Annotated in this window: 28 protein-coding genes; 16 read left to right on the forward strand and 12 right to left on the reverse strand. The window is 41.4% G+C overall.

The annotated features are described in order from the left end of the window. Positions 1-37 precede the first annotated feature (37 nt). The 5 genes from F993_RS11460 to F993_RS11440 form a co-directional block, all read right to left on the reverse strand. On the reverse strand, positions 38-613 hold the full coding sequence (locus tag F993_RS11460; RefSeq protein ID WP_004653820.1) for a terminase small subunit: 576 nt from the start codon (positions 611-613) through the stop codon (positions 38-40). Next, a complete protein-coding gene (locus F993_RS11455; protein WP_004653821.1) occupies positions 613-822 on the reverse strand; it encodes a hypothetical protein in 210 nt (69 codons plus the stop codon). Before F993_RS11455 ends, F993_RS11460 begins: the two co-directional genes overlap by 1 nt. Positions 823-1,031: 209 nt before the next feature. Continuing rightward, a complete protein-coding gene (locus F993_RS11450; RefSeq protein ID WP_004653822.1) occupies positions 1,032-3,644 on the reverse strand; it encodes a phage/plasmid primase, P4 family in 2,613 nt (870 codons plus the stop codon). Continuing rightward, the gene (locus F993_RS11445) at positions 3,641-3,925 is read right to left on the reverse strand and encodes a hypothetical protein (protein WP_004653823.1); all 285 of its coding nucleotides are present in this window, start codon (positions 3,923-3,925) and stop codon (positions 3,641-3,643) included. The genes F993_RS11450 and F993_RS11445 overlap by 4 nt, the downstream gene beginning before the upstream one ends. A gap of 150 nt (positions 3,926-4,075) precedes the next feature. Next, positions 4,076-4,333 (reverse strand): helix-turn-helix domain-containing protein, encoded by a 258-nt coding sequence (locus tag F993_RS11440; RefSeq protein WP_004653824.1) that lies wholly within the window; start codon positions 4,331-4,333, stop codon positions 4,076-4,078. Positions 4,334-4,485: 152 nt separating this feature from the next. On the opposite strand from F993_RS11440, the gene F993_RS11435 reads away from it, so the two are divergent. The 13 genes from F993_RS11435 (at position 4,486) to F993_RS11385 (ending at position 14,170) form a co-directional block, all read left to right on the forward strand. Next, complete coding sequence (locus tag F993_RS11435; protein WP_004653825.1) at positions 4,486-5,151, forward strand: LexA family protein; 666 nt, start codon at positions 4,486-4,488, stop codon at positions 5,149-5,151. A 145-nt stretch (positions 5,152-5,296) separates the two neighbouring features. After that, positions 5,297-5,779: an RlmE family RNA methyltransferase gene (locus F993_RS11430; RefSeq protein WP_004653826.1), complete on the forward strand. Its 483-nt coding sequence runs from the start codon at positions 5,297-5,299 to the stop codon at positions 5,777-5,779. Next, positions 5,776-5,934: a hypothetical protein gene (locus tag F993_RS20500; protein ID WP_004653828.1), complete on the forward strand. Its 159-nt coding sequence runs from the start codon at positions 5,776-5,778 to the stop codon at positions 5,932-5,934. Before F993_RS11430 ends, F993_RS20500 begins: the two co-directional genes overlap by 4 nt. A gap of 9 nt (positions 5,935-5,943) precedes the next feature. Beyond that, a complete protein-coding gene (locus F993_RS11425; RefSeq protein ID WP_004653829.1) occupies positions 5,944-7,236 on the forward strand; it encodes a DUF2800 domain-containing protein in 1,293 nt (430 codons plus the stop codon). 13 nt (positions 7,237-7,249) lie between these two features. Next, entirely contained in the window at positions 7,250-7,804 is a 555-nt protein-coding gene (locus F993_RS11420; protein WP_004653830.1) for a DUF2815 family protein, read from the forward strand. A 230-nt stretch (positions 7,805-8,034) separates the two neighbouring features. After that, on the forward strand, positions 8,035-8,901 hold the full coding sequence (locus tag F993_RS11415; protein WP_004653831.1) for a phosphoadenosine phosphosulfate reductase domain-containing protein: 867 nt from the start codon (positions 8,035-8,037) through the stop codon (positions 8,899-8,901). Beyond that, positions 8,898-10,988, forward strand: coding sequence for a DNA polymerase (locus tag F993_RS11410; RefSeq protein WP_004653833.1), 2,091 nt, complete (start codon positions 8,898-8,900; stop codon positions 10,986-10,988). Before F993_RS11415 ends, F993_RS11410 begins: the two co-directional genes overlap by 4 nt. 11 nt (positions 10,989-10,999) lie before the next feature. After that, positions 11,000-11,638 carry a SprT-like domain-containing protein gene (locus F993_RS0119690; protein WP_004653834.1) on the forward strand — a complete coding sequence of 213 codons (639 nt, stop codon included), beginning with the start codon at positions 11,000-11,002 and terminating at the stop codon, positions 11,636-11,638. Positions 11,639-11,643: 5 nt separating this feature from the next. After that, positions 11,644-11,907, forward strand: a complete 264-nt coding sequence (locus F993_RS11405; RefSeq protein ID WP_004653836.1) for a PDDEXK family nuclease — start codon at positions 11,644-11,646, stop codon at positions 11,905-11,907. Continuing rightward, the gene (locus F993_RS11400; protein WP_004653837.1) at positions 11,904-12,248 is read left to right on the forward strand and encodes a hypothetical protein; all 345 of its coding nucleotides are present in this window, start codon (positions 11,904-11,906) and stop codon (positions 12,246-12,248) included. Before F993_RS11405 ends, F993_RS11400 begins: the two co-directional genes overlap by 4 nt. Next, a complete protein-coding gene (locus F993_RS11395; RefSeq protein ID WP_004653838.1) occupies positions 12,248-12,526 on the forward strand; it encodes a hypothetical protein in 279 nt (92 codons plus the stop codon). The genes F993_RS11400 and F993_RS11395 overlap by 1 nt, the downstream gene beginning before the upstream one ends. Beyond that, complete coding sequence (locus tag F993_RS11390) at positions 12,523-13,914, forward strand: DEAD/DEAH box helicase (protein ID WP_004653839.1); 1,392 nt, start codon at positions 12,523-12,525, stop codon at positions 13,912-13,914. The genes F993_RS11395 and F993_RS11390 overlap by 4 nt, the downstream gene beginning before the upstream one ends. 4 nt (positions 13,915-13,918) lie before the next feature. Next, positions 13,919-14,170, forward strand: a complete 252-nt coding sequence (locus F993_RS11385; protein WP_004653840.1) for a hypothetical protein — start codon at positions 13,919-13,921, stop codon at positions 14,168-14,170. On the opposite strand, the gene F993_RS11380 is transcribed toward F993_RS11385, so the two are convergent. The 4 genes from F993_RS11380 to F993_RS11365 form a co-directional block, all read right to left on the reverse strand. Then, positions 14,145-15,098: a tyrosine-type recombinase/integrase gene (locus tag F993_RS11380; protein WP_004653841.1), complete on the reverse strand. Its 954-nt coding sequence runs from the start codon at positions 15,096-15,098 to the stop codon at positions 14,145-14,147. The two genes, F993_RS11385 and F993_RS11380, sit on opposite strands and share 26 nt — an antisense overlap. 173 nt (positions 15,099-15,271) lie before the next feature. Beyond that, a complete protein-coding gene (locus F993_RS11375) occupies positions 15,272-17,434 on the reverse strand; it encodes a malate synthase G (RefSeq protein WP_004653842.1) in 2,163 nt (720 codons plus the stop codon). A 289-nt stretch (positions 17,435-17,723) separates the two neighbouring features. Continuing rightward, positions 17,724-18,869, reverse strand: coding sequence for a cell division protein ZapE (zapE, locus tag F993_RS11370; protein WP_004653843.1), 1,146 nt, complete (start codon positions 18,867-18,869; stop codon positions 17,724-17,726). 118 nt (positions 18,870-18,987) lie between these two features. After that, positions 18,988-20,007, reverse strand: a complete 1,020-nt coding sequence (locus F993_RS11365) for an AraC family transcriptional regulator (RefSeq protein ID WP_004653844.1) — start codon at positions 20,005-20,007, stop codon at positions 18,988-18,990. A gap of 155 nt (positions 20,008-20,162) precedes the next feature. Here F993_RS11365 and F993_RS11360 point away from each other — a divergent pair, with 155 nt between their 5' ends. Together F993_RS11360 and F993_RS11355 are read left to right on the forward strand one after the other, a co-directional pair. Then, complete coding sequence (locus F993_RS11360) at positions 20,163-21,677, forward strand: flavin-containing monooxygenase (RefSeq protein ID WP_004653845.1); 1,515 nt, start codon at positions 20,163-20,165, stop codon at positions 21,675-21,677. 209 nt (positions 21,678-21,886) lie between these two features. After that, positions 21,887-23,113: a multidrug effflux MFS transporter gene (locus F993_RS11355; protein WP_004653846.1), complete on the forward strand. Its 1,227-nt coding sequence runs from the start codon at positions 21,887-21,889 to the stop codon at positions 23,111-23,113. A 34-nt stretch (positions 23,114-23,147) separates the two neighbouring features. Here the strand turns inward: F993_RS11355 and F993_RS11350 are convergent, their stop codons facing one another. Continuing rightward, on the reverse strand, positions 23,148-23,717 hold the full coding sequence (locus F993_RS11350) for a TetR/AcrR family transcriptional regulator (RefSeq protein ID WP_004653847.1): 570 nt from the start codon (positions 23,715-23,717) through the stop codon (positions 23,148-23,150). A gap of 214 nt (positions 23,718-23,931) precedes the next feature. On the opposite strand from F993_RS11350, the gene F993_RS11345 reads away from it, so the two are divergent. After that, positions 23,932-24,849: a LysO family transporter gene (locus tag F993_RS11345; RefSeq protein WP_004653848.1), complete on the forward strand. Its 918-nt coding sequence runs from the start codon at positions 23,932-23,934 to the stop codon at positions 24,847-24,849. A gap of 13 nt (positions 24,850-24,862) precedes the next feature. On the opposite strand, the gene pyrF is transcribed toward F993_RS11345, so the two are convergent. Further along, positions 24,863-25,543, reverse strand: coding sequence for an orotidine-5'-phosphate decarboxylase (gene pyrF / locus F993_RS11340; RefSeq protein ID WP_004653849.1), 681 nt, complete (start codon positions 25,541-25,543; stop codon positions 24,863-24,865). A 112-nt stretch (positions 25,544-25,655) separates the two neighbouring features. Continuing rightward, positions 25,656-26,204, reverse strand: coding sequence for a helix-turn-helix domain-containing protein (locus F993_RS11335; protein ID WP_004653850.1), 549 nt, complete (start codon positions 26,202-26,204; stop codon positions 25,656-25,658). Positions 26,205-26,230 lie beyond the last annotated feature (26 nt).

Here is a 26,230-nt window from a genome sequence, read left to right on the forward strand (position 1 = left end):
TTTTAAAGCAAAGCTCAAAATTGATTGTTCAAATTGTTCACGCATCATTCTTCTCCTTATTCGCTTTGTGCAACTTGGCAAGCGCCGATAACTTTTTGCTTGATGCTTTGGTGTCTGTTAAAGGGTTATCAGGATCGTTCCCGTGTTCGATGCGCTCTTTGAATGCGCCAATAGAAATATGTTTGCCTAATAACTCAAGATTCTTAACTTTGTCAGGCCATTTTATTTTGCGCAGATAACCGATAAGCGAACGTTCCTCTCCTCGCCCGTCAAATTCTTCCATGTTGTCCAAACCTGAAATGTACTGACGCCAGATAGGAGGCCAATTGCTAATGGGTTTAAGTGATAGGTCGTCGTTCATAATGTCTATCACGTCCATCTGATCAATTTGCACTAAGCGATTTAGAACGTAATCTGCATCGACATCTAATCGTTTGATACGTGCATTTTGGGCTTCAGTAATGGCTTTTTGTATTTCAGGTTTTTTTAGGTTTTCGTCACCAATTGAACCTGCAGTTTTTGCAGAATACCCAGCACGAACTGCAGCTTGCGTTGCATTTAAATCTTTTAGGTATTCATGCACGAATATCTTTTGTTTTCCGCGTAAAGCCATTAGATAACCTCCTTATAGCAATACCCATTGCAGATACGTCTAGCCATTTCATGTGATATGTCGTACTTGTGCCCAAGCTGACGCAATGAAAGGCCTGATTTATGTAATTCTCGTATGTTTTTCACATCATCCTCCGTTACTTTTGGCGCAGAGCTACGTTTCACCTTGTCTTTCACCAAATACTGAGGAACAAAAGCTAATACAGGCATGTCGCCCTCCTGCCAAACCGTTATTTTTTCGTTTTTGTCTTTCAAAGTGGCGTTAAGGCGTTTAAATATGTTTTTTATGGAAAGTCCTATATATATAAATAGAAAGTTCCTGAAAAATACGCCCTAAACGCCTTAACGCCACCTGCCGACCACTACAAACACGTAAAAAATTGCGAATACGCAAAAAACTACTTGTTAAACTCATAAACCTAATTGTTAGGTGTATCCAAATCCGCAAAATCTGCGGAAACACGCACGCGGATGCCCAACATTTTCCTAGCACCGTTTGCACCTTTAGCCGTTCGAAACTTACTACTTAAACGACGTCCTAAACTTCTTGCCGTCGGTATGTACCTTAATTCGCCATTTTTAACCGCGTACGCTTGCCAACTTGCCCATAAATTTGCAGATAGATCCCAGACTGTTTCAGGTGTGCCAAGCTCACAGCACTCATTAATCCAGTCTTTGAGCAGATCCATTTCGTCTTTATATTCGTCACGTGCAGCTTTCGTTTTGCCAGGTTCCCGCAACCCGTCCTGCTGATACTCAAGTGCACCGCGCACCAACCAAGCTAAGACCCCCTCAATCTCGGCCAAAAGCTTCTCGGATCTATTCGTGTCTTTAATTAAGGTTTTGTCTGCGTCATAGTTACGTTCAAAAGGCACCATCATTAATCGCCGCCAAATACCATGATCACCGCCTTTAATAATCGGTTTATGGTTTGTTGGCATGATCGTGGTCCATGTTGGTTTGAACTCAACTGAGCCCTTGGCGTAGAGACCGCGCGCAGTGACCGACTCACCACCTGTTAATGACTTAACAAGACCCTCTTTCAACTCTTGGTTTTCTTCAGGTTCATTTACATAGACAAAGCGCGAACCACGTAAACGAAGTAAATCTTCACGTGCACCGCCTGCACTGCCCTTACCTGCGCCCAAAAACGTTTCTGCAGGCGTAGTCTTGGCATAATCACCAAGCGCCTTGAAAATAGTTGTAAGGATTGTGGATTTACCATTGGAACCATCACCGAACGGGATGATCATCAAGTTTTCTTTTGGATTGCCCAAAATTGAGTAACCCATCAGCCGGCGGAAAAAATCAGCCATTTCTTGATCGCCAAAAAAAGCATCAAGAACCGTGGCTTCAAATAATGGGCATTTCGCTTTGTGGTTGTACTCAACACCTGTGCTATTGGTAATCAGCAAATCCTGATTAGGCTTGACCAAATCACCTGTACGCAAATCAACAGCACCATTGGCACAACCAAGTAAATAAATATCGCTATCTAGTTCGTTAAAAGGCACAAGTACACGCGGATCTGATTGAGCAAGCGATACCATGTTTTTAACCATGAATGCCTTTTGACTTGCTGCGCAGAATTGATAGAACTCAGCACGCTGGGCATCGTCATCGATCTTTTTGGCTTCATCGCCTAAGGCCAAAACAGATTGCTTAGCGTATTGCTCAATCACCATGTTCACGCATGGTTCCCAATAAACGCTATTCCACCGATACCAACAACTTGTTTCTGCTACATACATAATCTCAGTGCCATAAGCATCGAGCATTCTGGAAGCATTACCGAACTCAGTCATTGGGCGCTTTTGAGCGTCATCCAGTGCGATTTGCACCTTCTTGCCGCCCATAGCGATATTGATTTCGCGCTGTGTGATAGAGACTTTTGAAAGTTGCTTGAATCGTTGTTGTAATAAACCTGAAAGCTCAACACGCAAAGCAACGTCAGTTCCTGCTATCTTGCCAGCCTCTTTGGCCACAACTTGCAAGAGCTCTTGTGTCTCTTGGCATTCAATGATTTTATTTTTAATATCGGCTAGAACTTTGCGTTTTTCTAAACGTATTTTTTCCTGCTTTGATTCGCGCCCAACTTTGAGTAACCAATGCGCAGTAATGATATTTGAGCCTGTTTGCTCAAAACTGTTCCACTTACGCTCGATGTCTTCAAACGAAGAATAGTTACTTGCTGTTGCTGACCACTCGTTCCAAAGCTGCAAAGCATCATCACTGGCACTGAACTCGTGATGCAAAGACATGCCCACACGAACCCAAGTTTCATAGTCTTCATTATCGATATAGCCTAGATATTTTTTAGCGTCATCAAGCGACCATCCGATAGTCGCAGTTATATTGTTCAGAAAGTCTTCGTCATCATCCAATTCGCTAGACGTCAAAGCACCTACACGCGACTTGCTGTTTTTGACTCGCATTAAGCCATGTTCTTCAGCCATATGCTCAAACATCTGGACTGCTTCAGCAACTTGCTCTTTGGTAATAACAGGCAGCGAGTTTGCAGGAAATTCAGCAATACCCCCGAAGAAATCGACCCATTCGTATGGTTTTTTTGTATCGGGGTGCACGTGATATGCGACGAATTGTTGACCACGGCCAAGCATTTCGATACGCTGTTTCTGCATTTGTTTAAAAGGTTTATCAACTTCTGTAGGGTCTGCAAACCATGCAGAGGTTGATTTTCCCCAATTCGGTTCCTCTGCTCTATACACAAGCAAAATCTTAGGCGCTCGCCCTATTCGCTCACAGCTCACTCCAAGATTATCCCGGCACCAGTCTGCAAACTTCTCTGCCAATTCAACATCAGTTACATCAATATCAACCGCACAGATCGGGAAAGGCCCTTGACCAGTTAAGATGCCCACACCCTGATTTGCATACTTCGGTACATCAATAGCGGTGAGTCGTACGTTCTGCCACTCGTCCATAACAGGGCGCTTCATGCCCTGCTTGATGGGAATGATCATGTAGTGATTGGCTAAGAGGTTCTTGCCGTGTTCCTTGAAATAATTCACTCGGCACCATCCTTAAGCGCTTGCTCTATCTCTTGTTCTAATTCATACAAGGTATTTGCCGATTCAATACTCGTGGACCAACACTTTTGTCGCTTAGAACTAATCAATTGCACAACCCGTTCAAGTTTCTGTTCAACTGCATCTATCCCATTTGCTTGATATTGCCAAGTTAAAAACATGAAATGCATCAAGTCAGATTTATATTGCCCATTGCACCCAATTTCAAAATCTGCATTTAAACCACTTTGATCACGGATAAATTGTTCAAATTTTTCACGCATCTTAAGCCCTCCCTTTAATGCAGCCCGAACAGTGCCCTACCCAAAATGATAAGTATCGCGCACCATTTTTAGGGCAATGCGGTTTATGTAAAGATCGAGCTTTTTTAAGCGAAGCCCCGTCAATTTTTGCTAAAAGAATGGCGCGTTTTTTCATACTGATGTTCCTTTAGATTCAGATAAATCGTCGAACTCTTTAGGGGCCGCAACATCAAAGCGCTCAGGGTAAAGCAGTTGCATTTCGTTAATTTCACCGTTGAAAAACTGGGCTAGCTTTTCGGCCAAATCCAATGAAGGACGTTGTGCGCCGCTTTCAATCCTTGAAAGGTTCCCTGCATCAGATGAAACCGCAGCAGCAACTTCTGCCAGTGAATACTTATGAATCTCTCTAATGCGACGAAGTGGTGTCATCGTTTTCGCCTTATTTTTTACTAATAACCGCATCTATGTTGCATTAAACGCAACTAATTAGCAATACATGTTGCGCACAAATTCATTGCGTTTGACGCAATATTAACGATAAAATTTCTCAATAATGCAAAATTTGCAAACTGGGACACGTTATGAAAGCCGAACTAGGAAATGCAATTAAACAATTGCGTAGTGCTAAAAAGATGAGTCAACAAACACTTGCTGAAATGATCGAAGTCGATAAAGGCAACGTATCAAGATACGAATCTGGCAAGCAGTACCCTGATTTTCCAACACTTGAAAAAATTGCGCGTGCTTTTGGTACTACTGTCTCTGAACTATTCAAAACTGCTGAAACAAAGCTCGAAAATAACGTGACCCATTTAAAAAGAAACAATTTGCTACCTGTGTTGACATGGGTGCAAGCAGGAACTTTTACTAATGTTCAGGCTGTTGATTTAACTGAGGTTACGGAGTGGATGCCCGCACCTGAAGACCCATGCGACGATTGCTTTTATCTAAAAGTAAAAGGAGTTAGCAACGAACCCGACTTTTTTGAAGGCGACTATATCCTGGTCGACCCAACCGTTTGGTATTCCGACATGATTTCAGGTGATCTAATCGTAGTGCGCAAAGGCAATGATGCAACTTTTAAAAAGTTGGTCATTGAATCAAATGGAAATAGATATCTACAAGCACTCAATCCGAATTTCCAACCCAATATCATTCCAGTAGACGAAGATTGCCATTTTGTTGGTCAGGTAGTTGATTCGTTCAGAAGAACATACAAAGTAAAAAGACGCTCAAGACCAAATTAAAAATATAATTATATAAAAATCAAAAGCCTGCTATCTAAGCAGGCTTTTTTATGCATGTTTAATAAAAATTGCGCTTGACGCAACTAAAGGTTGCGTTTAACTTATCTATGTGTTGAGCCAAACGCAACAAAAGAAGGATAATGTTATGACAACCGCAATTCCAGAATTCCGCCAACAAACTTGTGCAGCACTTATCAGTGCAGGTGTAACGCAACATGCACAGATTATTTCAACGGTCGCTGCCCTAGAAAAGTTTGTATTCAACCTTGATGAGTACGCAGCAAAAACTTCTGAACCTGAAGTTAAAAATGCAGTAGCTGAAAAAACTACTAGCAAAAAAACCAATGCTCCTGTCGAAGCGCAAAAGGCCGCTGATGAATCCGCTGAAAAGGTTGCAGAAGCAGAAAGCGCAGAACAAGTCAGTGAAACAGCAACTGAAGTGATTCAAACAAGCACACCCAACTTCACCAAAGACGAAGTGCAAAAAGCATTGATCGGTTTGGGCAAAGTACATGGTCGCACTGCCATTGCATCCATCTTAGAGCAAGTTGGTGCAGCAAACATGTCGGCAGTTGCAGAGGCTGATTACCCAAAAATCATGCAATTAGTTGAAGGATATGCAGCATGAAAAAAGGACGTTTCGATGAGATCGTAGACAAGCGTTTAAACGCTGACGATTTCGCAGAACCACAAGCATTAACCCAGCGCGAAAAACTAATTGCAATTGCAGCATTCAGTATTTTTGGTGCGCTGATCATCTATTGCGCTGCAATTAGCTACTAGGGGTTTGCCATGACTTCACACGCTAAGTTAAGCCCGTCAGCTGCACACCGTTGGATGCATTGCGCAGGCAGCATGATCTTAGAAAAAGATATTCCTGACTCTACATCTGAGCATGCGGATTTAGGTACAGCGGCCCATTTCCTTGCATCTGAGAGCTTGGAGCAAGGTAAAAACGCGACTGATTTTCTGAATCGTCAAATCTATATCAAAGACGGTGCAGCACATTGGAGCGATTTAGACGAGCAAGTAAAGCTCAGCTCTTACTTCACTGTCGATCTGGAAATGACAGAGAACGTGCAAGTTTATCTTGATGCTGTGCGCTCACAAGCTGAAGGCAATGAGCTGTTAGTGGAACAACGTGTGGAGTTCTCTAACTACATCAATTCGGAAAATGCATTCGGTACAAGTGACGCTGTTGTTTTAACTGCTGATGAAATCCAGATCCACGACTTGAAATACGGTCGCGGTGTGAAAGTCGACGCAGAAAACAATGAGCAATTAAAGCTGTATGGACTAGGTGCATTAAACGAATTCGGCTTGATTGGTGATTACAAGCAAGTCCGAATGGTCATCCACCAACCACGCTTAGGCTATATGTCAGAAGCAGTTTGCACAATTGAAGAACTCGAAGCCTTTGCTCAAGAAGCTAAATCATCCGCCGAGTACATCCGCTGCTTGGAAGTCGGGCTGGGTGAAGGCGACATGGGTGCCATTGCCGATTTTGAAGCGTCATTTAATCCGGGCGAGAAGCAATGCCAGTGGTGTAAAGCCAAAGTAAACTGTGAAGCACTTGCAAAGCACAACTTGCAAAATGTTTTAGGCGACTTTGACGACCTAACACAATTCGATTTGCCTACAGAGATTGCACAGGCCACAGAGCAAGTTGTGAATCATGAAAACGACAAGCTTGGTCAATTGTACGCAGCGATTCCCCTTCTTGAATCATGGATAAAAGCCATTGATTCAGCAGTTCACCAAAAACTACATGCAGGTGAATCGGTTGAAGGCTTCAAGCTTGTAGCAGGTCGCCAAGGCGCACGCACTTGGGCAAATCCTGAAGATGCAGAAGCAATGCTTAAAAGCATGCGCCTCAAAACTGAGGAAATGTACGACCTGAAATTAATTAGTCCAACTACAGCTGAAAAACTCAAAAAAGCTGAAGTTATTGGCCCACGTCAATGGACCAAAGTTGAAGCCCTCATCACACGTGCGGACGGTAAAGCTACTGTCGCACCAATTAGCGACAAACGTCCTGCACTGGATGTAAACCCACAAAACGATTTTGAAGACCTAACTGCTTAATGGAGCAATAACAATGAAATTAAATCTTAAAAATGTACGCCTTGCATTCCCTAACTTGTTCGAAGCAAAAACGGTTAATGGCGAAGGTGAACCGGCTTTCTCTGCATCTTTCTTACTTCCTGCTAATCATCCGCAGATTAAAGAAATCAAAGACGCTATGGAAAAAGCGGGTTCAGAAAAATGGGGTGCTAAATGGCCTCAAGTTAAAAAAGAAATCGAAACCAAAGACCGTACGGCTTTGCACGATGGCGACACTAAATCTGACTATGAAGGATTTGCGGGCCACTACTTTATTTCTTCACGCAACAAAACCCGTGTGACTGTAGTCGACCGTGACCGCACTCCACTTGTTCAAGCAGACGGTAAGCCATATGCAGGTTGCTATGTGAATGCATCTATCGAACTTTGGTGCCAAGACAACAACTACGGTAAGCGTATTAACGCATCACTTCGTGGCGTTCAGTTCCTGAAAGATGGTGAAGCCTTCGCAGGCGGTGGCGTTGCCAATGCAGACGAATTTGACGACCTTGCGGCCGATGACATGGGCGAAGATCCACTCCTCGCATAACGACCGCCAAGACCAGTGTGTCACCAAATTCGACAAGCTATGAGTGTTGAAACTGGAAATAACCATAGCAGCTATTGATAAGGGTCCTCTATCTCCCCTTTAGGCAATAGCCGCCGCCACTGCGTCAGTGTGGCATCACTCATTTATTAATAACCATTGCTTTGGAAAGTGAATGTATTGCTGACCCTCTGCGTTCACTTTACCAAAGCATAAATAAGGAAAATAAAGAAATGGTCAAAGTTATCAGTTTTAGCGGTGGACGCACTTCAGCTTATTTAGTTCACATTTTCAAAAACGATCCAGAAGCCCGTTTCGTTTTTATGGATACAGGTGCTGAGCATCCAGCTACCTATCAATTTATCAAAGACATTGTGTCGAATTGGGGCATTAATCTTGTTTGCTTGCGTACAGTCGTGAATCCAGAAATGAATAAGGGAGTTAATTACAAAATTATCCGACTTGATGAGCTAAAACAGGATTTAGAACCATGGAAAGAAATACTCAAAAAGTATGGCAGCCCTTATTACGATACCCCGTTCTGTACTGCCCGCATGAAGACAGAACCATTTGAAAAGTATTGCAATGACGTATTTGGGAAAAACAATTATGAGCGCTGGATTGGTATCAGATATGACGAACCAAAACGGCTGCCAATTGAGGTACTTGAAAATCTGGGTCTACCAATTCATGCAAAAGCAGCCCATCAAAAGAATGGTTTTCGATATTTAGCTGAAATCTGTGAGTTAGAGAAAGACCAAATTCTTGATTGGTGGGAAGAACAGCCCTTTGATTTAGCGATAACAGAGCATCTAGGTAATTGCGTTTTCTGCATCAAAAAACATTTAAACAAGATTGCTTTGGCCGCTAAAGATGAGCCTGAACAAGCAGTGAAATGGATGGAAGTAACTGAAGGCTCAAGCGTCAGATCTGAAGGTAGAAAATACAACCATCATCGGATGTATAGAGAGCGATTACATATGAGCGATGTGATTGAAGCTTTCAAAGACCATGATCGAGATGAAATGTACAAAGCATTACGCAGCAGCAAACGTTATGAATCAGGCTCTTGTTCTGAGTCATGTGAGGCAATTATATGACCTCTACCCTCTATCTCGATTTAGAAACATACAGCGAAACCCCAATTAAAAACGGCACGCATATTTATGCAGAAAATGCGGAAATCATGGTTTTCGCATGGGCTTTAGATGATGGCCCTGTTCAGGTATGGGACGTAAAAGACGGTTCAACCATGCCAGTGCTTTTAATGAAGGCGCTACTTGATAGCGATAAAAACATAAAGATTGTCGCGCACAATTCAGGTTTTGATAGAACCGTTTTGCGTCACAGTAATCTAAAAAGCAACTTGGCCAACCAAGCCGCACGAGATATCCACCGTTGGGAAGATACGATGGTTCAGGCATTGAGCCATTCGTTACCTGGTGGACTTGATATCCTATGTGAGATTTTCAAGATCGATCAAGACAAGGCCAAAGACAAAGCTGGTAAGCAACTTATTCAACTATTCTGCAAACCACGTCCAGCGAACCAGAAAATCAGACGTGCTACTAGTGAAACGCATCCAGTTGAATGGGCGCGATTCCTTGAGTACGCCAAAAGCGATATTTTGGCGATGCGCGAATTGCACAAAAAAATTCCAAAGTGGAATTACCGCAATGCTGAATTAGCACTGTGGCATCTGGACCAAAAAATTAATGATCGTGGTGTATGCATCGACCTTGATCTTGTACACACGGCAATTGAAGCTGTTGAGAAAGCGCAAAAAGGATTAGCAAAACGCACAGTCGCATTAACCGATGGTGAAGTGCAAGCAGCAACCCAACGCGACGCAATGCTTAAACATATTCTTGAAGCACATGGCGTTTCGCTGCCAGACATGCAGAAATCAACTTTAGAGCGTCGATTAAATGATGAGTCCTTACCTCTAGCTGTTCGTGAATTGCTTGCAATCCGTTTGCAGGCATCAACCACCAGTACAGCCAAATACAACGCTTTAGCCAAAGGAACAAGCAAAGATGGCCGATTACGTGGGACGCTTCAATTTAATGGCGCATCGCGTACTGGACGTTGGGCAGGTCGATTATTCCAACCGCAAAACTTGCCGCGCCCTGCTTTAAAGCAATCTGTAATTGATGCAGGCATCGAGACTTTAAAAATTGGCTGTGCAGATATGTTCTATGAAAACGTCATGGAGCTAACCAGTTCTGCAATCCGTGGTTGTATTTGCGCACCGGAAGGCAAAAAGCTTGTTGTTACTGACTTATCAAATATCGAAGGCCGCGCACTCGCTTGGCTGGCAGGTGAAACGTGGAAGATCAAAGCGTTTTATGACTTTGATGCAGGCATTGGGCACGACCTTTACAAGTTGGCCTATGCAAAGTCATTCAGCGTTTCGCCTGAGTCAGTAGATAAAGAACAACGCCAAGTGGGTAAGGTTCAAGAATTAGCATTGGGGTATGAAGGCGGTGTAGGTGCATTTTTAACATTTGCAGCCGCATACAGTTTAGACCTTGATGCCATGGCAGACCAAGCATATGACAGTTTAGATCCAAGTATTTTGAATGAAGCAATCCGCGCTTGGGAATGGCACAAGAAAGAACGCCGCACCACTTTTGGCCTTAAGAAAAAAACATGGTTAGTTTGTGATTCTTTTAAGCGCTCATGGCGCTATGCACATCCGAATATCAGTGCATGGTGGAATGAGCTAAGACAAGCTGCCATTGAAGCCATCAACAAACCCGACCGTGCGGTGCCATGCCGCAAAGTTACCTTTATCAAAAAAGGCTCTTGGTTATTAATCAAATTACCAAGTGGGCGTTATCTCTGCTACCCGGGTGCGAAAGCTGAAGACGGCAAAATTTCTTACATGGGCAATAACCAGTACACACGTAAATGGGAACGCCTTTACACCTATGGCGGCAAGTTTGCCGAGAACATCACACAGGCTTTTTCACGTGATGTACTGGGTTACAACATGCCTCTAATCGAAGAATCAGGTTACGACATTTGCCTATCGGTGCATGACGAAGTGATTACCGAAACGGATGATCAACCTGACTTTAACCCTGACCATTTATCAAGTCTGCTTGCACGCAATCCTGAATGGGCAATTGATTTGCCTTTAGCTGCGGCAGGCTTTGAATCTTACAGATACAAAAAGGATTGAGGTAAATAGTTATGAATGCATCTGTTGAAATTGTAATGTGCAATACAAAAAGTACGAATCAAATTTATAACGATTTAAAAATTGCATTCGATATTTTTAATAAAGAAATGTTTTCTAACGAATTACCAGAAGTGCTTTTTACTTTAACTCGTAAGAAAAACACACTTGGGTACTTTTGGGCTGATAGATTTTCATTGAATGAGGAAAGCAAACACGAGATTGCACTTAACCCTCGGTATTTCATTGAAAACACCCCTCAAGATACAGCATTCACTTTATTGCATGAAATGGTTCACTTATGGCAACAAATATTTGGCAAGCCAAGTCGTAATGGATACCACAACCGAGAGTGGGCTGAAAAAATGAAAATTGTCGGTTTACAGCCGATATCTTGTGATGGCAAAGGGAGTGAAACAGGTCAGAAAATGAGCCATGAGCCAATAAAAGACGGAAAGGCTTTTGAAGTATTCAATCTGATTATGGAAGCTGGATATAAACGCGAAATTATCGAAAAGCCATTTATCAAAACTGTTCGAAACACTACACGTTACAAGTACAAATGTAGCCAATGCGATCAAAAGGTGTATGGGGGTAAATCTTCCAACATCCTTTGTGGAAGATGCAACATTGAATTAATAAGAGAAGAATAAGCCTAATGCGCGAATCGAAAATTGAAGCCTACCTAGTGCAACGAGTTAAAGCACTGGGCGGCGAGGTTCGGAAAGTTAAATGGATCGGTCGCAACTCTGCACCTGACCGTATCGTCATGCTACCTGACAATACATTTTGGGCAGAGCTAAAAGCAACAGGCGAAAAACCAACAGCGGCACAGGTCAGAGAACATAAGCGTATGCGTGACATGGGTCAGCGAATTGAAGTTATAGACAGCATAGATCAAATTAAGGAGTTATTGGGATGAGCGATATTAACCAAGTAAAAAACCATATTAAAAACTTAATTAACGGTCACAACATTTCTAAAGGCGAAATGCGTAGTTTATATAATGAAGTTTTAAAGGAATTTATTGAGAAAAAAGTTAATAAACTTTTTGATAGTTACAGCATTCACAAAACAATCGAAACGACTGTCAAACTAATCCTCAAGGATTATGTCAACACTCAACTAAGAGGCGTTTTTAGACACGAAGCATTTAATCATCCCGCCCCTGAAATCGAACGAATGGTCAGAGCAGAGATTGAGAGACAAGTCAAAGAGGTTGTTTCCCAAAGCGTATCCATCCAAATAAAGGCAGGTGGGTAATGAGTACAGAAACCAAACTTCTAAAAATTAAAAGCGATATTTATTGGCAAGCCGACGTAGCGGTACAACAGGCGTTTGAATTAGGCCAATCAGAAGATGTTACAGCTACCAAGGCTGAATTAGAAGAAACTCTCAAACATGCTCAGGAAGCATACGAGTTTTTCAAGGTTGTTTTGAATCGATTTTGCATTTCTGAAAACCATTTAGAAAGCACAACAATGAGTTATTTACGTGAAATAGGTTCTCAACTTGAAAAAATCAGAGGGGTAAAAAAGTGACCGCACTCGACTACAAACCCCACGACTACCAGCATGCCATTATCAATCACATTCTGGATAATGAGCGTTGCGCAGTGTTTGCTGGCATGGGTACTGGTAAAACATCTTCTACCCTCACTGCCCTTGATATCCTCGATTTATTCGAGCCAGGTGCAACGCTTGTTGTTGCTCCTTTGCGCGTTGCCGCTACCACATGGCCCGATGAGGCTAAAAAGTGGAAGCATTTAGAGAATTATAAAGTCGTTGCGGTTGTAGGTTCGCCAGAAGAACGCGTACGCGCTTTAAAACAGAAAGCCAACGCATACGCGATTAATTATGAAAATTTGCCTTGGCTTGTTGGTTACTTGAAAGAGAATTGGTTCTTTACCAAAGTCGTTGCTGATGAGAGCACAAAGCTCAAAGGGTTCCGTGTGAGTCAAGGTTCAGTACGCGCACGCGCCTTAGGTAAGGTTGCCCATACTCGAGTAAAAAGATTCATTGCTTTGACTGGAACACCAAGCCCCAACGGATTGAAGGACCTTTGGGGGCAAGTATGGTTCATTGATCGCGGTCAAAGATTAGGCACGAGTTTTGGCGCTTTTACTCAACGATGGTTCCAGCAGATCCAAGTCGGTGCAGACCGAAATGCAGTTCAGCTTGTACCCTTTCCACATAGTCAAAATGAAATCCAAACCAAGCTCAAAGATATTTGTTTGAGCATTGAGGCTAAAGATTATTTTGATATCAAAGACCCAATTTTCCGAACAGTTGAAATTGAGCTCAAAGGCAAAGCGCGAAAACTTTATGACGAGATGGAAAAAGAAATGTTCATTGAGCTTTCTGAAACCACAGAAGTTGAAGCATTTAACGCCGCATCAAAGACAATGAAGTGCCTACAACTTGCAAGTGGGTCTATCTACACCGATGAGCAAGGCAATTGGCAAGCCATCCATGACTTAAAGCTACAGACGCTTGAATCGATTATCGAAGAAGCCTGCGGAATGCCGGTACTTGTTGCGTATCACTTTAAAAGTGACCTTGAGCGATTACAGAAGGCTTTTCCAAGTGGCAGACATTTGGACAAAGATCCGAAGACGATTCACGACTGGAACGCAGGCGAAATCCCTGTGCTGTTTGCTCATCCAGCGAGCGCAGGACACGGGCTGAATCTTCAGGATGGCGGGAATATTTTAGTTTTCTTTTCCCATTGGTGGGACCTAGAACAATACCAACAAATCATAGAACGTATTGGGCCAACGCGCCAAGCGCAAGCGGGCCATGATCGTCCAGTTTACATTTATCACATCATTGCTAAAAACACGATTGATTCTGTTGTAATGGAGCGCCGAGACTCTAAGCGCGAAGTGCAGGATTTATTGATGGAAGCTATGAAACGCAGAGAGGTTTAATAAAATGTCAGAAGTCAAAGTAATCACAATCACTGAAACTGAATTAGAAAATCTTTTAGATCGTGTTTGTCGTAAAGCGATACTAGATGCCTTTGCACAGAAAGATGATGAGATATTAAACATTGGCCAGATTTGTGAAAGGATACCCGGCATGTCCAGATATCTATTTTCACAATTACAAAAGAAAGCCAACTTAAAAAATATTAGAGGCAAATATTCTCTAAATGCGGTTAAAGCCGCGATGCAATCTCACTAGCGGTCGGGTTGTAATATGTCATTGCTCTCTTTGGGTTCGACCAACCAAACATCTTACATAAGTCTAATACTTGAATTTTTAAAGCGATGCGTGTGGCGGCAGTGTGACGCGCATCGTGAAATGTAAACCCAAATAACTCAGCTTTTATTCTTGCTTTGTAAAAATCTTGACCTGCCCTATATGTAGAATATTCACCAAATACCAATCCCGCACCTTTGGCCTTTCTAGCAGATAAAATCTCTTTCGCCCTTTTACTAAGGGGCACTTCACGGGGTTTTCCGTTCTTTGTTATCTCAAGCCTCAGATAACTTTTGTCTAAATATATTCGATTCCAAGTAAGGTTGCAGATTTCAGCCTGACGCATCCCTGTCTCAAGCGCCAAGTGAAAAATATCCCGTAGATTATCATTTAAAAATGGCGATAGTGCTTCAACTTCTTCAGGGGATATAACACGCTCACGATGGTTACCTGATTTTGGCATCTGAATTTCTTTAACTGGATTGGTTGAAAGCCAAAGCTTAGTTTCTACACACCACGTAAAAAAACCCATTAACATAATGAACTCGCGTTGCACTGTTGAGCCCTTCACATCCTCAAGTCGCTTTTCACGCCATCCAACTAAAAACATTTTATCCACGCTGTATAGAGGAATATCACACTTCATATGTTTTAGAACAAAGTTGATTTTTTGAATCTCTTGAATAGAACTTTTTTTCTTAATTGAAACTGTATCTCGATATTCGGTTAGAGCATCCTTTAATAGGATATGCTCATAAATTTGAGCCTTTTCATTCTTCAATTTAACTTCTAATTCTTGCGCCCATGCTTTAGCATCTCGCATGGTATCAAATGTTTTGGATTTAACTGGATGCGGTTTGATACGCACCATTGCCGTGATTCTGCCATTTCTTTTTTGATAAGTAGCCATATAAAAAACCTGTTGCACTCTTGTTACATCAGCTTTTTAAATCCTTTTAAAAGCAGTTGCAATACTTTTAAAATATCGTTGTAAAATAACAACTTAATAAAAATATTATAATTGTGAAGCAATACTTATGCAATAAAAAAGCCTCCGTAGAGGCTTTTTTTGTTTAGATGAAATTAATCACCCGTATAACCTTTTAACTTTAAACGCGCAGCATGCAACAATGGCTCTGTATAACCAGATGGCTGCTCTGCACCTTTGAAAATCAAGTCAGACGCAGCTTGGAATGCAATACCATCAAAGTTTGGTGCCATTGGTGTATATAATGGATCATTGGCATTTTGCTGATCAACAATCACAGCCATACGCTTAAGCACTTCTTCAACTTGTGCACGCGTTACGATACCGTGACGTAACCAGTTTGCAACGTGTTGAGAAGAGATACGTAAAGTTGCACGGTCTTCCATTAAGCCAACGTTGTTAATGTCTGGCACTTTAGAACAACCAACACCCAAGTCTACCCAACGAACCACATAACCCAAGATCCCTTGACAGTTATTTTCAAGTTCGTTATTTAACTCTTCTGCAGTCCAGTTTGTTTCTGGTGCAAATGGCGGCGTTAACAAGTCATCTAAAGTCAACATATCTTCAGCAGCCAACACATCTTGACGTGCTTTTACATTGATTTGATGGTAGTGCAATGCATGTAGTACTGCACCTGTTGGTGATGGAACCCATGCACAAGTTGCACCTGCATTTGGATGTGCAGTCTTGGTTGCCAACATATCTTTCATGCTGTCTGGTTTCGGCCACATGCCTTTACCAATTTGCGCTTTACCCTGTAAACCACACGCTAAACCAATCGCAACGTTACGGTTTTCGTAAGCAGCAATCCATTTCTGTGTTTTAACTGCTTCTTTACGTACAACTGGCGCAGCTTCCATAGAGGTATGGATTTCATCACCCGTACGATCCATAAAGCCTGTGTTAATGAAAATGGTACGGTCTTTCGCAGCAGCGATACAGTTTTTCAAGTTCACAGAAGTACGGCGTTCTTCATCCATGATCCCGATTTTGAGTGATTTAGCCGGCAAGCCAATCGCTTGTTCAGCACGCTCGAACAATTCAACTGCAAACGCAACTTCTTCTGGACCATGCATTTTTGGCTTAACGATATACATTGAACCTTTACGAGAGTTTTTGTTCTCGTTTTGACCACGAATATCAGCAACTGTCAGTAAAGGTGTCACTAAAGCATCCATAATGCCTTCGAACACTTCTTCACCGTCAACTAAGATCGCAGGGTTGGTCATTAAGTGGCCTACGTTACGAAGCAACATTAATGAACGACCATGTAATGTGGTTGTACCACCAATCAGATTCTGTACAGTACGGTCTTTGTTCAAGGTACGAGTAACAGTTTTACCGTTTTTCTCGATTGATTCTTGCAAGTCACCTTTCATAAGACCTAACCAGTTACGGTAGCCTTCCACTTTCTCTTCAGCATCAACCGCTGCAACCGAGTCTTCCAAATCTTGGATTGTAGTTACCGCAGCTTCAAGAGTTAAATCTTTAACGCCCGCCGCATCTGTTTTACCAACTGGACTGTTTTCATCGATTTCGATGATCACATGCAAACCATTATTTAATAAAACAATCTCAGTAGGGCTGGCAGCTTCGCCGTTAAAACCAACAAATTGTGATTCATGTGCCAAAGAAGTTGTTGAACCATCTTTTAAGGTTACAGCTAAACCGTTATTCACCACTGCATATTGAGTTACATCTGCATGCGAACCTTGAGCCAATGGGAAAGTTTGGTTTAAGAAATCTTTTGCGAAAGCAATAACTTTATCGCCACGAACTGGGTTATAACCTTTACCTTTCTCTGCACCACCTTCTTCAGAAATAACGTCTGTACCATACAACGCGTCATATAAAGAGCCCCAACGTGCATTGGCTGCATTTAAGCTATAACGTGCGTTACGTACTGGCACAACCAGTTGTGGACCAGCCAACAATGCGATTTCTTCATCAACATTTTCAGTCGTCACTTCGAAGTCCGCAACTTCTGGAACTAGGTAACCAATTTCAGTTAAGAATGCCTTGTAAGCATTTAATTCAAATTTATTATTGCGATGCCATTCATCAATCTTCGCTTGAAGTTCATCACGCTTAGCCAATAGTGCTTTGTTCTTTGGGCTAAGGTCGACAACGACTTGCTCGAAGTTTTTCCAGTAAGTTTCGCTTTCTAAACCAGTTCCTGGTAAAGCTTCATTTTCGATGAAATCGTAAAGTTCTTTAGCAATCGCTAGCTTGCCTTTTTGAATACGTACAGTCATTGTCTTTCCTGATGGTGCTAACTTTTTATAACAAGAATTCTAGTATACTGATTTATACTAGCCTGAATAGTAATATCACATTCCTAAATAGTAAGCATTTTCCCCATTAGAAGTATTGACAAACATATTTTTTTATACCTATCAAAATATCAAATGATGTGTGCTTCTTTTATAGTTATGCAACATACTCCCTTTTCAAACTCATCTAGTTATAACAAAATTCGACCAAGAATAAAGCCTTATCTCTATAAGTTTATAAAAAAAGGCATTCCGAAGAATGCCTTTTCATTTATGAAGTTTGTGCGACCTGAATTTGTCGGTGTTCCGAATGTAGGTAATCATCCGATTGCATTTCTAATAATCGTGAACGCGTACGTTCAATTTCAAATGCCAATTTCTCGCCTTCATAAAGATCAATAATTGAATCTTCTGAAGTGAGGATTAATTTTACACCTCGGTCATAAAACTCATCGACCAAATAAATAAAGCGGCGTGTCCCTTCCGACAGGAAATCAGTCAAATGCGGAACATTGCTCACCAAAACGGTATTGTAAATGTTGGCGATTTCAATAAAGTCTGCGGGGCTCCGAGGCTTAAAGCATAATTCTGAAAACTCACACCACAATACGTCTTCAGTATGACCTAAGGTTTCCACCACGCGATTATTGATCATAATCGGTGAATTAGATTGAGTCTGTGTTTGGGTTAATGCTTTAAAACGACTAGATAACCACGCTTGCGCATCATCGGTTAATGGATATTTAAATAATTGTGCTTGCTTCAATACACGCAAACGATAATCCACACCTGCATCCACATTCAAAATGGTACAGTTCTTTTTGACCAACTCAATTGTTGGGATAAAACGATCACGGTGAATTCCGTTTTTATATAGACCATCTGGCGCAATATTTGAGGTCGCAATCAAAGTAATGCCACGCTCGAATAGCTTTTGGAATAGATCACTCAAGATCATCGCATCAGTTACGTTCGATACGAAAAATTCGTCAAAGCAAATCACAACAGCATCTTTATAAATTTGATCCGCAACCAAATCCAAAGGGTTACGTTGACCAGAAAGTTTATTCAACTCTTTATGGACGTGTTGCATAAAGTGATGGAAATGCATGCGTGTTTTACGGCGGAATGGCACAGATTCATAGAATTGATCCATTAGCCATGTTTTCCCACGACCGACACCCCCCCACATATAAACGCCTTTTGGATAGGTTTGACGACGGAAACGTCGAAACGCTTTCTTAGACGCTTTGTAGCGAGTGAGTAACTCTTTCCATACTCGATCCAACTCTTGCACGGCTTGTGCTTGAGCCTCATCTGGCATGAATTGTCCTGACTCAAGTGCTTGAGCATAACGCTCAGCAGGTGAGGTTGGGATATATGCAGTGCTATGTGAGTCTGGTTTAGAATTTGACATAAGGTGTTATTGCAATTTTAATTGATGAAAATTATATCGAACATTCTGTTCAATGGCATTAGATTTTAGGCTTAATTATCATAGAGTTTAAACATCAAAATGTACCATTTTTAATCATTTAATGATTTCGATGATATTGCCTTGGGCTCAATCCAAACCATCTTTTAAAGGCATGATTAAACGCAGCTGGCTCAGAATAACCCAACATTTCGGCCACCTGTTCAATGGAATAAGAACTGTTTTCAATAAATTTAATTGCCTTCTGTTTGATCAGCTTTTCACGGATTTCTTTATAGCTGGTCTGCATTTGCTGCAATTGGTGTCTTAACGTTCGCTCAGGAATACTTAACGCATAAGCTGTTTCTGCCATGGTTGGTATCACCCCATTTTGCATTTCCAGATAATCCTGCACATACTCAACAATGGTTAATTTGACTGCTGCACTTTTCTCTAAATGCTGAATATCATGTAGGCATTTTTCTTCATAAATACGATACGTCAAAATATCGGCAGAGGGTATTTTTGTATTTAAAATTTGCGTATTTTCTAAAATGAACGCCGCTTGCACACATCCAAATTTGACATCTTGCCCATAATAGTCCTGATAAGCAGCAAGCAAGCTTAGATCTTTAGGTCGCTGAAATGGTAATTCAATCTGAATCTTAGGCACATCCAAGCCCATCATTTTAAAAATATCTTGTAAGAATTTATAGGTACCTGAAATCTCACACTGTGCCCTTAGTTGGCCGAGATGCATACTTAAATCAATGGGTTGATAGAACAAATAGATCAAATCAGTTTCAATCTTTAACTGCAAAGACCCAAATAGATGGGTTAACTGCTGAAATTGAACACCATTGAGTAAAGCACGATGTAAAGTATCACTGGTCACCAATAACATCAGAAAGGGACCATAACCAGCCAATGCATAATGTTGTCCAATGAATAAACCTTGTTCAGGTGAGATATCCTGACTAATCTGCTGCAAAATATCCCATTCAATTTCATCAGGGATAATCGAGCTTGGATCTAATGCATCGGCCTGTATTCCCATATTCGCTAAACGCGCGTCCACATCAATGCCGACATGCCGCATGCCTTGAATTAAATACATCAATCCGAGGATAGATCTTTTCATAAGTCCGAATGCAGTTCTCAAAACTTTAATGTTTTACTATAAAAGCATGCACAAATGAATTGCCGAAATGATCAAGTTTTGCGTCTATACAATCATATTTAATCTCGCTAAAACCGTTAAACTTGCACAAAATTTAGCTGTGTAGGACGTAGACTATGCGTGATGAAACCAAAAATGCGATTCAAAAAACAAAAGTTGCAATTATTGGTGCAGGCTTTGGCGGTTTAGCAATGGCCATTCGACTCTTGCAAAGTCAAATCAATGATTTTGTAATTTTAGAAAAAACCAATGATGTTGGCGGTACATGGCGCGAAAACCAATATCCTGGCGCAGCCTGTGATGTTCAATCACATATGTATTCGCTTTCATTTGCACCGAAGACAGACTGGTCAAAGCGTTATGCCGAGGCAGATGAAATCTTTACCTATATTCAAGATATTACCGAACAGTATAAATTAAAAGATTATTGCCAGTTCAATCATGAAGTTACCCATGCAGAATTTGATGAAAGCCGCAATGTCTGGACTTTGACTTTCAAAGATCAACCTACACTAGAAGCACAATTTGTTATTTTTGCTTCAGGCCCACTGCATGTGCCGCAAGTTCCGCATGTAAAAGGCATTGAAAAGTTCCAGGGCAAAGTATTCCATTCATCACAGTGGGACCATGACTACGACTTAAGAGGTAAATCTGTTGCATCGATTGGAACTGGCGGCAGTGCGATTCAATATATTCCTGAAATTGCACCCGAGGTGAAGCAGTTATATGTATTACAACGTACTGCAGCCTGGGTGATTCCGCGAGATGAACGTAAATATTCGCAACTGAGTAAATCTTTATTCAAAGCGTCAAATATTTACCGTCAGATTCACCGTACCCGTTTGTACTGGACCAATGAATCTCGTGTTGTACCTATCGTACAACCTCAAATCATGAAGTACGGTCAAAAACTGGCTGAAGCCTTTATCCGTTTCCAAGTCAAAGATAAAGAACTCGCAAAAAAACTGACGCCCGATTTTGTCATGGGCTGTAAACGCATTTTGATTTCAAATAAATACTTCCCCACTTTCAATCGTAAAAACGTTGAATTGGTGACAGATGCTATTCAAGAAATCACAGCCAATAGCATCATCACCAAAGATGGCAAAGAACGTCAAATCGATTGCCTGATTTACGGGACTGGCTTTATTACCGACCCTCGTATTTATCTCAAGCATTTCGATTGTGTTGGCCGTCATGGCATAGAACTGAAACAGGCATGGAAAGATGGTGCTGAAAGTTATTATGGTATCAGTACCAAGAATTTCCCGAATTTATTCCAGTTATTGGGCCCAAACACCATTCTCGGTCATAACTCAGTGATCTTCATGATTGAGTCTCAGGTAAACTACATTCTACAGTTAATCCAAACCGTTGATAAAACAGGTACTCAAGCGGTTGAGATCAAACATGAAGTTCAAGATCAATTCAATGAGCGTGTTCAAGGGCAGTTGAAAGGAACCGTATGGCAAGCAGGTGGCTGTAGCAGTTGGTATCAAGCCGCTGACGGTAAAAACTTCTCGCTATGGCCAACCTACACATGGCGATATTGGTTAGAGACCCGTAAAGTAAATGTTGCTGATTATAATTTTATCAACTCAGCAACTCATACAAAAAATAATGCTGCTTAAACTATAGCTTTAGCCTATAAAAAACACCTTTCAAGCAAAGGTGTTTTTTATTTCTGGTGAATTAAAGCCGAACTCTTCATTGCCCTATTTCATGAAATAGCTTCGTTTATTCTCTGTACAACAGAGAAATCTTCATGTTAATATTTCAACTACCTAACGTTAGGTAGACAAACAATCCATATTCGTTTCCTCGCAAGAGCATATAAAAGATGAAATCCGCCCTGCCTATTTCTAAGATCAGTTGGTCTTTACTGCTGTTACTGTCCCTATTTACAGCCTTAGATGCACTAGCGATTGATATTTATTTACCCGCATTTCCTCTTTTAGCAGACAGCTTTACAACCTCACCAGGTCATATACAACTCACGCTCTCGGTGTTTCTGATTGGACTCGCAATCGGTCAAGGATTGTATGGTCCATTGCTTGACCGTTTTGGCCGACGTCAGCCCTTACTGATTGGCATTGCAATCTTCATTCTGGGTTCATTCTTAGCCGCAATTGCACCAAGTATTGAATGGCTGCTGGCAGCACGCTTCATGCAAGCAATCGGTGCCTCAGCGGGCTTAGTCGTTCCAAGAGCAATTATTTCTGATGTTTGTGATGCCAAAACCAGTGCCAAAAACTTTTCTATTTTGATGCAGGTGATGATGATTGTACCCATCATTGCGCCCTTGTTTGGAAGTCTGATCTTGCGGATCGGCTCTTGGCCTTTGATTTTCTATACTTTGGCTGCATTGGGAGCCATTCTCTGGTTATGGGGTAATCACGCCATCCCAGAAACCCTAAAGCCTCAATATCGTCAGCCACTTCAATTTGCAACGATTCGAACAAGCTATCAAACACTTGCCCTAAATAAACGCTTTATGGCTTATACCTTGGCAGGTGGTTTTATCTTGGGTGGTTTTTTTGTTTATTTGAGCCAATCGCCATTTATTTTTATCCAGCATTATCATATTCATAATGAAAGTTTTAGTAGCCTATTTGCGGCTAATGCCGTGGGACTGATTATCCTTGGACAAGTTTCAATCCTGTTATTAAAACGATGGACAGCGCACCAATTATTGCTACTGGGCCTATGCATATTTAGTGGCGCCAGTTTCATTCTAATGCTGAGTGTCAGTTTTTATCACTTAAGTTTATGGCAATACATTGTTTTTCTGGGACTGAGTATCTGGTCTACAGGTTTTATTTTTGGTAATTTGACTGCACTGACTATGCAACAAAGCCCGCAACATTTAACCGGTGCAGCCTCATCATTGATGGGTTTGCTGCAATATGCTTTTGCTTCGTTAATTGGCTTTATCGTGAGCTTGTTTGAAATTAACATCAGCCTGCTGCCAGCCAGCCTATTTCTTTGCGGAATGATTGCACTCGGCTTATGTGTTTATGCCGCACTTAAACCAAGAGATGCTTTTTCGACGATGGAAACAGAATAATAAATATCTTGCTCTGATCAGCAATTGACGACTATTAAGGGCTGATCAGAACATCTAATGTTTTAAGAATGGCATCCAGTCGAAGCCTGAACTTATCTCGACCACCATAGATTAATTCACTTTGTAAGGCATCGACAAAACTCATACAGACTCGAGCCAAAACCATACTCTCCAGTTGGTGCTTATTTTCTTTCAATACTGACTGTCGTATTGCCTGTAAAAATACCTGTTCCAATTCAGCCATAAAAACATGCATCGGTTCAATCACCTGATCATATAAATGTACAGGTGGGCTAATTAACGCATTCATCCAGAACTGAACCCCATAAGAGGCATCAAAGCGCTGTTCGATACTCATGAAGTAAGCATGTAATTGCTGCTGAATTCCCGCACCACCTTGCAGAACGGTTTTAGCATGTCCCAACTCTTCATCAATCATGATGGGAATCAAGCTCAGATACAGTTCATCTTTATTTTTAAAATGTGCATAAATTGAAGGCTTTTTAATTCCAACATCAGTCGCAATTTCATTTAAGGATGTTGCGGCAAAGCCTTGTTTTGCAAAACGCTCCAAGGCAAATTTTTGAATCTTCGTTGCTGTCACAAATCATTTACCTCTATGTCTTACAAAAGTATATTTCAGTCAACATGATATTCATAGCTGCTTGACAACAATGAAGTGAATCAATCACCTTAGCTGCTTGTGATGGGTTTAAATACACTTTTATTGCAAACATTCTATATCAAGTGATATATAAATCTATCCAAGTATCAGATTTCCCTTCATAATAAATCAGCATTATAAACGCTCTGATTGTATGACCTCTTTTGTTTTAATCTTCCAGATTTTTGTCTGTATTAGCTTAGGCTATTTTGTCGGACCACATTTATCACAAACAATTAAACAATTCGTATTTAATATACTGCCCTATTTTTCTTATATTTTACTGATTAGTGTGGCATTTGAGCTGACTCAAGCCTTAAATCACGTTCAAAATCCTGCTGCTATTCTACCGCCAGCGTTACTGATTGCATTTACCACTTCGATTGGTTCATTTTTTATTTGCTTAATCACCTACAAACTAATTGATCGACAAAGCGTACAAGGAAAGATTTCCTTACACCTGTTTCTCAACGCACTTAAGAATATTGCAAAAGCGTTTTTGGCTTTGGGCGTTGGTATTCTATTGGGTATCGTGGTCAATAGCGCAGGTTTAGCGCTCAACTTTAATAGTTGGTATTTATTGCTGATCTTTATTTTTCTGATCGGTGTTGAATTGGCTTTTACCCAATTTGATCGTAGCTGGCTGAGTTGGCGAATTCTGCTTGTGCCAGTCGCAGCCTTTGTCGGTTCCTGCTTAGCTGCCGTCTTTAACTATTTTATTTTATCCAATCATTACAGTCTAAACGAAGTGATGGCCTTAGCCCAAGGCTATGGCTGGTATTCAATGTCAGGAATTCTATTCACTGAATTACACTCAGCTAAACTGGGTGGCATAGCACTGTTAACTGACTTATTTAGAGAGATTTTTGCGATTTTATTGATGTATTGTCTAGGCTGGCGCTTTCCACGCTCTGCGATTTCGAGTGCTGGTGCAACCTCTATGGATGTCACACTGGCCATGGTTAAACAGTCATGTGGCACGCATTACGTACCACATGCAATGATGAGTGGATTGATTTTATCTCTTCTCGCACCATTGCTCATCAGCTTATTTCTAAGTATGAAGTTTTAAAAATCATACTTTATCAGATTGAAGCCAAGATTGACTTTAACATCTCAGTTGGATTCTCAGCCTTAGTAATTGGGCGACCAATGACTAAATGCGTTGATCCATCCTGCATGGCTTGCTTAGGGGTCACAATACGCTTTTGGTCATCCGCATTTGTACCTTCTGGGCGAATCCCTGGTGTAACCAAAGCAAAATCTTGTCCTAATAGCTCACGAAGAATTTTAGCTTCTTGTGCTGAACAAACCACCCCATCCAAACCACTTTCTTGAGTGAGTTTCGCCAAACGCTTTACTTGCTCAACAGGTTCGATATCTAGGCCTAGATCACGTAAATCTTCACGACCCATCGAAGTCAAAACCGTCACTGCAATCAGCTGAGTTTGATAATTTCCAGCCTTGAGGCGTTCTACACAGGTTTCCATCATTTTACGACCACCTGACGCATGCACATTCACCATCCATACACCAAGGTCTGCTGCTGCACACACGGCCTGAGCCGTGGTATTTGGAATATCATGGAATTTTAAGTCTAGAAAAACGTCAAAACCTTTGTCTTGTAAATTTTTAACAATGGATGGACCTTCATGAGTAAACAGCTCTTTACCCACTTTGACACGACACAGTGACGGATCTAGCTGATCGACAATTGTTAGGGCGTCATATTGGCTTTTTGCGTCTAGGGCAACAATAATACTCACAAATCTAGTTCCATCACATAAAAATCGAGTAATTATAAAGTGATTCAGGGCATGAACAAAGCAAGAAAGCCAGCATATTGAAAAAAAGCTTTTCCAATCGCCTAAAACATCCCTATCTTTGCTCTGAGATCAAAATCGCTCGGGTATCTGTTTCCAGTGCTTCAAAGATATGCGCTTGATCAGCAGGATAACAAATATAATCCCCCTCACTCAGCAGCACTGGCTCCGAAATCAGGCCAACCTTAGCCTTGCCTTGCATAATAATAATATGTTCAATACTGCCAATTGAATGTGGCTGACTGCAACGGGGCTCGCCGGGTTGGGTGACCAAGATATAAACATCCCGTCTAGCACCTGTTGGGCAATTGGCCAATAAAATCGCTTGATAGTGGGCAATCTCGGATGAAACCGAAGGCCCTTCGCCAAAGCGAATCACTTGCGTTTGTGTGATATTACTTTCCATCAACTTTGCGAAAGGAATATCCAAAGCCACACACAAGGCCCATAAGGTTTCCAGACTTGGGTTACCTTGTGCCGCTTCCAGTTGCGATAAAGTCGATTTCGCAATGCCTGCTCGACGGGCCACTTCAGCTAAGGACAGTCCCGCCTTTTGTCTTTCTCTTTGTAAGCCTTTCGCAACAATTTCAATTGGCAATGCCATATTTCACCATAAAAAACGAACGTTCG

It is taken from the genome of Acinetobacter proteolyticus (genome assembly GCF_000367945.1).
GTDB lineage: Bacteria > Pseudomonadota > Gammaproteobacteria > Pseudomonadales > Moraxellaceae > Acinetobacter > Acinetobacter proteolyticus.